This is a genomic window from Clostridium sp. (assembly GCF_030532265.1).
GTDB lineage: Bacteria > Bacillota > Clostridia > Clostridiales > Clostridiaceae > Clostridium.
On the sequence record NZ_JAUNLM010000064.1, the window covers coordinates 1 to 10,926 of the forward strand.

The window sequence follows — 10,926 nt, forward strand, 5'->3', positions numbered from 1 at the left end:
TCATTTTATCAAGTAATCTCTTACTAGTTTCATGAAGTACTTCTTCTTCATTATAGCAAGGTATTACTAAATAAAGCTTATCCATTTATATTCCTCCTACTTTGTAAATACCACCAAAATTTATAGCTTTTTGGTGGTATCTAATTGAGTAATTTTTATAATTATTTAGAAAAGTAATTGCTTATTACATCTAATATCTTTATACAAGCTGTTCCATCTCCATATGGATTCTCTGCATGTGCCATTTCTTTATATGCTTCTTCATCTAATAAAAGTTTCTTAGCTTCTTCATAAATTTTATCTGTTTCAATTCCTGCAAGTTTTATTGTACCTGCTTCAACTGCTTCTGGTCTTTCTGTTTCTGTTCTAAGTACCATTACTGGTTTACCAAGTGTTGGTGCTTCTTCTTGAATTCCACCTGAATCTGTCATTATAAGCTTAACTCTTGACATAAGATTTGCAAATTCAACATACTCAAGAGGTTCTATTAAGAATACTCTTCCTGCATATTTATCAAAATATTTATGAGCTAACTCTCTTATTGCAGGATTTTTGTGCATTGGGAATATAACTTCTACTCTTTCATCTTCTTCAATAAGCTTAATCATTGCTTTAAAGATATTTTCCATTGGTTCTCCCCAATTTTCTCTTCTATGAGTTGTAAGTAATATTACATTTTTATTTTTATAATCTATATCATTTAATATTGGCTGTTCAAACATTAATGTATCATCTATTACACTCAGTAACGCATCAATTACTGTATTTCCTGTAATAAATATTTTTTCTTCTGCTACACCTTCTTTTAAAAGATTAGCTTTATTTGTTTTTGTTGGAGCAAAGTGAAGTGTTGTTATAGCACCTGTAAGTTTTCTATTTGCTTCTTCTGGGAATGGTGAATATATGTCATATGTTCTAAGCCCAGCTTCTACATGTCCTACTGGAACTTGATTATAAAATGCAGCAAGTGCTCCATTTAAAGTTGTTGAAGTATCTCCGTGAACTAATACTATATCCGGCTGACATTTTTTAATTACTTCATCTACTCCCTTTAAAACTTTACTTGATATATCAACTATTGTTTGTCCGTGAGCCATTATATCAAGATCATAATCTTGATGAACATCAAATATTTCAAGTACTGTATCAAGCATTTCTCTATGTTGTGCTGTTACACATACTATTGATTCAAATCTATCGTCTTTTTCAAGTGCCTTAACTAATGGACACATTTTTATTCCTTCAGGTCTTGTTCCAAAAACTGATAATACTTTTATCTTTTTCATAGTAATCTACCGTCCTTTAAAATGTAGCATAAACTGCTGATTAATATTAAAATTAATATTTAAAATTTTTCTTCTTATAATTTATATTTCCTTAAATTATATTTATGTAATTTATAACTTATCTTTAGCTAACATGCTTAACTTAAATATTTAACTGTAAATTTCTAAGCTAAACATTTACTTTTTAATTATTGCTAACATCCAAAATTTCTAGTCTACTTAATGTAAGCTATTAATTTTAAATAATATATTATCTATCATTTACAATAATTGATTATTATATTACTTAGTAGAATATTTAAATAAGATTCTAGTATTTCATTGCTTTTATAATAACTATAATAAAATTCTAATATATCTAAATAAAATAAACTTCAAAAATCTTATTAATATTTAAGAAAAAGACAATCAAAATACTTTTATTAAATTAAACATTCTACCTGTAATATAATAAATCACTTTTTAATATATAACTATACTACTATTCTTCTGACTTTCCTACATCTGATAATACTACCCCTGGATTATGCTCTAACGCCCAGCTAATTCCCCAAGTGTTTTGGAATATAAGTAAGTTTCTATCTTTTAAATCTTTTACTTTCTTTGTATCTGATGTTAAGTTTAACTTATCAACATCAATGTTAGCATCATTTTCAATCCATCTAACAAATCTGTATGGTAATCTTTCCATCTTTATATCAACGTTATATTCATTTTTAAGTCTATATTCTAATACTTCAAATTGTAGAACACCAACAACACCAACTATTATTTCTTCCATACCGATATGAAGTTCTTTAAATACTTGGATTGCTCCTTCTTGTGCTATTTGAGTAACCCCTTTAATGAATTGTTTTCTCTTCATTGTGTCAACTGGTCTAACTCTAGCATAATGTTCTGGAGCAAAGGCTGGTATTCCTTCAAATTTAAATTTCTTTGATGGTGTACAAATAGTATCTCCAATTGAGAATATACCTGGATCAAATACCCCAATTATATCTCCTGCATAAGCTTCTTCAACAATTTCTCTGTCTTGAGCCATAAATTGTTGTGGTTGAGTAAGTTTTATTTTTTTATTTTGTTGCATATGGAAATAATCTTTTCCAGCTTCAAACTTACCTGAACATATTCTCATAAATGCAATTCTATCTCTATGAGCCTTATTCATATTTGCTTGTATCTTAAATACAAAAGCTGAGAATTTTTCATCAAATGGATCTATATCACCTATACTTGATTTTCTTCCAAGTGGTGATGTTGTCATTTCTAAGAAATGTTCTAAGAATGGCTCAACACCAAAGTTTGTAAGAGCTGATCCAAAGAATACTGGAGTAAGTTCCCCTGCTCTTACTTTCTCTACATCAAATTCATCTCCAGCTATATCAAGAAGCTCTATATCTTCCATTAATTTTTCATGAAGTGCTTCTCCTAATATTTCTTTGAATTTAGGATCATCAACATCACCATCTATAGCTTCAACTTCTTTTTGTCCGTGAGCTCCACCTGTAAATGCTATAATTCTTTTGTTGTCTCTTTCATATACACCTTTAAATTCTTTACCTGAGCCTATTGGCCAGTTCATTGGATATGTTTTAATTCCAAGTTCATTTTCAATATCCTCTAATAATTGGAATGGATCTTGTGATTCTCTATCCATCTTATTTACAAAAGTAAATATTGGCATTTCTCTTAATGCACAAACATGGAATAATTTTTTTGTTTGATCCTCTACCCCTTTAGCTGCATCAACAACCATTACTGCTGAATCCGCTGCCATAAGAGTTCTATATGTATCCTCTGAGAAGTCTTGGTGACCTGGAGTATCTAATATGTTTATACAGTGTCCACCATAGTTAAATTGCATAACTGATGATGTTACAGATATTCCTCTTTGTTTTTCAATTTCCATCCAGTCAGATACTGCATGTTTTGAAGCTTTTCTTGCTTTTACTGAACCTGCAAGTCTTATAGCTCCTCCATATAATAAGAATTTTTCTGTTAATGTTGTTTTACCTGCATCTGGGTGAGAAATTATTGCAAAGGTTCTTCTTTTTTCTATTTCTTTTTTAAAATCAGCCAAGATATTTCCTCCTTATATATTAATAGTGCTTTTTATTTCTATTTTAAAATTATCTTACCTTTATTATTACAATCTACCCTCGATTATAACATAGTTACAGGTTCAATGTACATAACTTAAAAACCCTTATTTAATTTAATTTTTTCTCTAATTTATTATAAGTATACCAATATCTTTTAATTTAAATATGTGCAATTGTTGAATTTATTAGAATATTAGTTGATAACCTATAACCACCTAATGGATATTACTGTAAATAATTTAACAATTAAATTTTATAGTTTAAATACTTAAAATTATATTAATAAAACATAAAAAGGACTTAAATTTTAAATCCCTTTTATTGTTTATTTAAATATTCTATATTTCTATTCTGTATATAAGCTTATATCTGCAGCTGAAGCAAATCCATTAACTCCATTTACAACCTCTAACTTTACGTATTTTGCTTTTACGTCTTTAAAATCTGCAAATTTAACTTCTCTATTTGATTGCCATGAACCTGATTTAACTTTTGTATAATTTTCACCATCTAAACTTGTATATATATTATATTGTGATATATTGCCATTATAATTTCCTGATTGTCTTGGTGTATATGATAACTTTTTTATGTCATATTCTTTATTCAGTTCTATTGTTATAAATGGTGTTTTATCACTTCTATCCCATTTTGTATGCCAAATAGTATTTTTATTTCCATCTATAGCATTATTAACTGATTGATCTGAATTATTTTGTTCACTTGAAAAAGCTTTTACTTTCATATTTTTATGTAGTATTAATCCTTTTGGAGCTTCATTATCCGTAAAATTAACTTTAACTATATCACTACTTAATGTATCTTCTTTTGCTTTCTTACGAATTAATAATGCTAAATTTCCACTTAAATCACCTAAATTATTTCCATCATATTGAGTCCAAGTTTTTCCTTCATCTTTTGAAAACTCCATAGTTTTATTTAAACCAAATATTAAGTTTTCATCATCATTAATTGATATATTTATATTTGAACCTTTTTTTATCTTAATTATATTTGGATTTTCACTTCCCCTTACTCTTACTAATATTCCATTTTCAGAAGTTAAACTATTTATCTCTTCTTCACTTAACATTTGTGAATCTTCATTAACTAACTTATAAGTTTTTCCTCCATCAATACTATATTCATCAATACCTTTCTTTACTCCAACAAGCTTTCCTCCATTAATTCCATCAAAACTAAACGTTGCTAAATATAATCCGTTTTGAACCATTTCACCTAAAAGCTTATTTGCATAAGGTTTTTGTCTATTATCTGAAACTTGTCTAAGTGCTGGTTCATATTTATTTACATAATATTGTACTTCTTTTCTATCACCATTTAATACTTTCTCTCTAATTTTAATAAGTAAATTTTCCATAACTTGAGGATACTTTTTAAAGTTATTCATTATTTGTAAATTTAATTCTCTATATTGCTCTAATTTAGTATTTGAATCTTTTAGCATAATATTTATTTTATCTTCAAAAGCCATATAATTTATTGGTTCAATTTTTATTGCTTCATTTAATAAAGTTTCTGATATTTCTTTAGAATTAATATTTTTTGCAATAATTCTAAGTTGTTCAGATTTTATATATGCATCTTGATTATTATTTAAATTTAACTCCTCATTTATTAACATGTATGGAATTGAATTATAATATCCACCTGACTTTTCCCATCCAAATACATCATATCCTAGTTGCCAATTATTTTTTGAATTTAAATGAAGAAATGCACAATGTCCAGGTTGACCTACAGGATATGCAGGTACCCCAAATACTTGACATGCTGCTGTACTAAACTTTGATATAGATCCACAAACTCCACCATATTCAACTACCTTTTCTATTGTTGGATTATCTCCATAAAATCCTGCTCCAAATATACTTTTTCCATATGGGTTTGTTTTAGTATATTGTATTGTTGAGCATATATTTGCTATTTTATCCTGACTTAATAAATCTGGATTATGAACATGATCATGTTGCCATTTAAATTTTTTATCTTCTTTTCCTTCTGTTAACTCTTTTACATATTGTCTAAGCCATATTATATCTTCATCTGTTATTTTTGCATTAACTACATTTCTTAAATCTTTTATACTTAAATCTTTAAAGCAAGGAAATAGTATTCCTTCTTTATTTGAATCTTTAAAACTATTGTATCTTGATATTGAATCTAATGGTTTATTTGTAAGCCATGTGTTTACTGGACTTGCAAATTCTAATGCTGTTGCTATAGCAATTTTTAAATTTATTCCAGTTTGTGACTCCTTATCAAAATTCCAAATTTTTGACCAAACTTCTAATGCACTTATTTCTTTTTCTTTATTTACTTTTGAATTATTTTCATAACGATAAGCTCCCATTGAACCTTGAGTTGTTGTTGATGGTAGCCCACCAGTTAAATAATATTCCATAGCTTCATTATTATTTAAAAGCCAATTAATAAAGTTTTTATGTACAGCATCAGTATTTTTAAATTGATTTAAACTATCTACTCCTATTCTTGATATAAGTTCTTTTTTGTTAACATATTTATTTAGTTCTTCATTATTTAATACATCACTTACATTGCTTATATCTATCTTACTTAACTCTTTATTTATAAATGTATTTAAATTGTCTTCTTCTAATTTTTTATTTGATTCATTCTTTGAATCTATATCTTTTATTTTTAGCCTTCCATCACTATTAAAACTATAATATACTCCATCTATTTGAATCCAATTATCATTAGCCATTGCTCCAACAGGAGTTCCTGACCATTTTGCCGGTTGATTAGATTCCCAAAAATAATATTTTGAATCACCAATATTTTGCCAACCAGTTTTTAACTTACCATCTTGTCCAAAATAAAATTTAATTCCATTTATTGTTTGCCATCCAGTCTTTTTATTCCCATCTGTATCAATGTAATATGTATCTTCACCTATCTTATTCCAACCTAATTTATATGTATTATCTTTTTTACTAATGTCTTTAGTAATACTTTCATTTTTGTTCGTAACTGAATTTTTTAAATTTATATTATTTTTTTCACCTTCTTTCACTTCATTATTTTTCAAAATAGTACTAGATATATTTTTATTTATATCTGTATTTTCAGAAACAGTATTAATTTCTACCTTGTTTCCTAATTCATCTGCTAAAACATTAGTTGATGGTACAACTAAGTTAACAGTCATAGCGCTAGCTATTATAATTGCTTGAATCTTTTTATTTTTCATATGTTCCCCCATAAAGCAAAAAGTCTACATTTAAGATATTGAAATCTTAAATGTAGACTTAATGTAATTGATTTCTATTAAATAATACAATCCTATTTAATATGAGTAAATAAATTTGTATATTTTTTAACTTTTTATTAAATAATTATTCAAATTTAATGATTATTTATGATAAACACTCAATATTATCACTAATTATTTTATTTAATCGCCGCCTTCTTAACTTCTTCAGCAACCTTTATTTGTACATCTCTATCAAATGCTTTTGGCATTATATATTCTTCACATAATTCATCATCTTTAACTGAGTCTGCAATTGCATAAGCTGCTGCAAGTTTCATTTCTTCTGTTATTCTCTTAGCACCTGCATCTAAAGCTCCCCTAAACATTCCTGGGAATGCTAATACATTATTAATTTGATTATTAAAATCTGAACGTCCAGTACCAACAACTCTTGCTCCACCTTTTATAGCATCTTCTGGAAATATTTCTGGAACTGGATTTGCCATTGCAAATACTATTGAATCATTGTTCATTGTTTTAACCATTTCAGTTGTTAGTACATTTGGTGCTGAAACTCCTATAAATACATCTGCTCCTTTTATTACATCTTTAAGATGTCCTTTTTCATTATATTTATTTGTAACTTCTGATAGTTCTCTATGAATTTCACTTTCATGTTCCATATCTCTATGAATAACACCATTTATATTTACCATAACAACATTTCCAGCTCCCCAAGATAAAAGAAGTTTTGTTATAGCACATCCTGCTGCTCCTGCACCATTTACAATAATCTTTATATCCTTTTTATCTTTTTTAACAACTTTAAGTGCATTTATAAGAGCAGATAATACAACTATTGCTGTACCATGTTGGTCATCATGAAATACTGGAATATCTAGTTTTTCTTGAAGTCTTTTTTCTATTTCAAAACATCTAGGTCCTGATATATCTTCTAAATTTATTCCTCCAAAAGTTGGTGATATTCTAACTATTGTATCAACTATTTCATCAACATCTTTTGTATTTAAAACTATTGGAATTGCATCAACATCTGCAAACTCCTTAAATAATACACTCTTTCCTTCCATTACAGGAAGAGCTGCTTCTGGACCAATATCTCCAAGTCCTAAAACTGCTGTACCATCTGAAACTACTGCTACTGTATTCCATTTTCTTGTGTATGTATTTACTAATTCCTTATTTTCATGAATTTTTCTACAAGGTTCAGCTACTCCTGGTGTATATGCTAAACTTAAATCCTCTTTACTCTCAACTTTAACTCTTGACTTAATTTCAAGCTTTCCTCTAAGTTCTCCATGAAACTTTAACGCCTCTTCATATATATTCATTTCTCTATCCCCTTTCAATTTATAAATTATATTTTAATCTATATTTTCAATTGATATTAATATAGGCTATATCTTTATTAATTATTTATTATTTCTTTTAATAATTAAATATTAATAATCATTCAAATAATAAAATTTTATATAAAAATTAGTGATACTTTAAAAATAGCTTTTATTATAAAACTATAATAACATATTATAATTAAATTTATATTCAAAAAACTAATTATAAATACAAGTATTAGTTTTAATAATACTTGTATTTAATAAGAATATATAATTAAATAACAAAAAATTTTAAATCTAAAATCTATTAACATAAATAAATATAAAAAATTATCCACAACCTAAAATAATTAATCACAGTTTTGATAACATTTATACTGTTTTTTGTAAATTTTAACGATAAATATTTAAATAATAAATTAATCTAATTACCATCACTCTTTAGCTAAATTATATAAAGCATTAGTAAATATTTCTGTATTTAATAAAAGATCACTAACATCCATATATTCATCCTTATTGTGTGCTATTCCCTTCTGACCTGGAAATGATGGTCCAAAAGCTACTATATTAGGAAATACTTTTGCATAAGTACCCCCCGTAGTTGTAACTGGTGTTCCATCTTCTCCTGTAACACCTTCATATGCCTTTTGTAATTCTTTAAGAAGTATATGGTCTTTATCAAAACATACTGAATCCATTCTTCTATTAACTTCAACTTCATATCCTTCTATTTTTATACTATTTATTATTTCAATAATATCCTCATATTTATAAGTTATTGGATACCTAAATACTACTGATATTCCAAGTTTATTACCATTTTTACTTATACTATATGGATTTATAACAAGTTTTCCTGATATTTCATCTTCACACTTTATTCCTGACTTTTCTAATGAATGATTCTCATGAAAATTATTATGAACAAACTTAAAGAATTCGCCAAGTTCACCCTTAAAACTTCCAATTCCATTTAATGTTTTACATAAAGTTGTAGCTGCATTTATCCCAACCTCTGGTGCATTTCCTGGTGCTTGTTTACCTTTTGCACTTACCTTTTCAGTTATATTTGTTTCCCAACTTGTACTTTCACCTTTTAAAAATTCATTTCTCTTTATGCATATTTCTGCAAAATCTGGAACCATATTATTTCTAAAATTACCTTTAATATTTTCTACATAATAATTTTTTATTTCATTACTCCATATTGTTACATCAAGTATTCCTCTTTCACCATATACTGCTGGATATTTACAATCTGGAGTAAATCCCATTACAGGTGGTTTTTCTGAATTTAAATAATAAGGAATATCTTTAAATCCTGTTTCTTCATTAGTACCAAAAATAACTCTTATTTTTTTAGATAAGGGTATATTTAAATCTTTTATTATTTTTGCGCCATAAAGAACTGACATTATTGGTCCTTTATTATCCAAAACACCTCTACCATATATTTTTCCATTTGCTTCTGTTACATCAAGAGGATTATATGACCATCCTTCACCAACTGGAACTATATCAACATGTCCAATTACTCCAATATAATCATCACTACAATTTTCTCCTAAACTTAATTCAGCATAACCAATAGCATTATTTATATTTTTTGTTTTAAATCCAAGTTCCTTTGCTATTTTTAATGCTTCTTCTAATGCTCTTTTAGGATTTTCACCAAACGGTGCATCATCTTTAGCTTCCCCTTCAATACTATCTATTTTAACTAGTCTTCTTATACTTTCTATAAGCTCATCTTTGTAGCTTAAAACTTTTTCTTTAAACTTTATATTAAGATCATCTTTTACCTCTTTCATAAATCACATCTCCTTAAATAATTAATAATAAATTATTTTTATATTTTAAATATAAAATATTATTTTATATACTAAACATAGTTAAAATTACATTTTAAAATAATTTTAACTATATTATTTAAGGTAGCTAAATATTAGCTACCTTAAAATTATTAATCAAATGTTATTGGTGAATGTATTCTATCAAGATAAGCTTGTAACCATTCTTCTGATGCTTTTTCATAAGTAGTTTTTCCGTTCTCTTGTTTATTACAAACATATACTGTTGGCTCCTCATCTTCTGAAACTACTGAAAATGAAAAACCAGCTATATTAGTTGCAACTCCCCACTCACCTTTATTATTAAGTGCTACTAATGAAAGATCTCCAGATTTTCCACGTTTTCTTGTTAATTTATCATTTAAATCTTGAACAGCTTTATCACAAGCTTCTTGTGGATGCATTCCTTCTTTCATTAATCTTACTATTTCATATGAAATACATCCTTTCATTAAGTCTTCTCCAAGACCTGTAGCTGACGCTCCCCCCACTTCACTATCACAGTAGAATCCTGAACCTGATACTGGTGAATCTCCAACTCTTCCTTTTCTCTTCATAAAAAGTCCGCTTGTTGAAGTTCCAGCTACCATTTTTCCTTCTTTATCTACAGCTATCATACCAACTGTGTCATGACCGTCATATGGGCTTAAGCCTTTTTCTAAAGTTTCTTTTACTTTCTTCTTATAATGTTGTTTTGCTCTATCAGTTAGCATATTTTTTCTTTCAAAACCTTCTTTGTGTGCATAATCTTCTGCTCCTGCTCCAACTAAAAAGCAATTAAATCTTTCTTCACTTAATTTTCTTGCTATACTTATTGGATTGCTGTAATCTTTTATTCCAGCAACTGCTCCTATTGAAAGTGTATCTCCATCCATATATGCTGCATCAAGCTCTACTTCACAATGCTCATTTGGAAGTCCACCGTATCCTACTGATTTATAATAAGGAAAGTCTTCAACTGCCTTTATAGCTTTTTCTATTGCATCTCCTGCAAATCCTCCATTTTTAAGATCTTCTGATGCTTCTGTAATCCCTTCAACTGCCATTCTCCAAGTAGCTATCATAGCCCATTTCATAATTTATTCCTCC

General features: G+C 27.6%; 6 protein-coding genes. All 6 read right to left on the reverse strand.

Annotated features, from left to right (window positions below):
- Positions 1–161: 161 nt before the first annotated feature.
- Positions 162–1,286 (reverse strand): non-hydrolyzing UDP-N-acetylglucosamine 2-epimerase, encoded by a 1,125-nt coding sequence (gene wecB / locus Q4E08_RS10600; RefSeq protein WP_303130803.1) that lies wholly within the window; start codon positions 1,284–1,286, stop codon positions 162–164.
- Positions 1,287–1,767: 481 nt separating this feature from the next.
- On the reverse strand, positions 1,768–3,366 hold the full coding sequence (locus tag Q4E08_RS10605; protein ID WP_303130804.1) for a peptide chain release factor 3: 1,599 nt from the start codon (positions 3,364–3,366) through the stop codon (positions 1,768–1,770).
- A gap of 368 nt (positions 3,367–3,734) precedes the next feature.
- Positions 3,735–6,623, reverse strand: a complete 2,889-nt coding sequence (locus Q4E08_RS10610; protein WP_303130805.1) for a discoidin domain-containing protein — start codon at positions 6,621–6,623, stop codon at positions 3,735–3,737.
- Positions 6,624–6,823: 200 nt separating this feature from the next.
- Positions 6,824–7,978, reverse strand: coding sequence for an NADP-dependent malic enzyme (locus Q4E08_RS10615; protein WP_303130806.1), 1,155 nt, complete (start codon positions 7,976–7,978; stop codon positions 6,824–6,826).
- Positions 7,979–8,418: 440 nt separating this feature from the next.
- A complete protein-coding gene (gene pepV / locus Q4E08_RS10620) occupies positions 8,419–9,798 on the reverse strand; it encodes a dipeptidase PepV (RefSeq protein ID WP_303130807.1) in 1,380 nt (459 codons plus the stop codon).
- 152 nt (positions 9,799–9,950) lie between these two features.
- Positions 9,951–10,913 carry a N(4)-(beta-N-acetylglucosaminyl)-L-asparaginase gene (locus tag Q4E08_RS10625; protein ID WP_303130809.1) on the reverse strand — a complete coding sequence of 321 codons (963 nt, stop codon included), beginning with the start codon at positions 10,911–10,913 and terminating at the stop codon, positions 9,951–9,953.
- Positions 10,914–10,926: the final 13 nt, after the last annotated feature.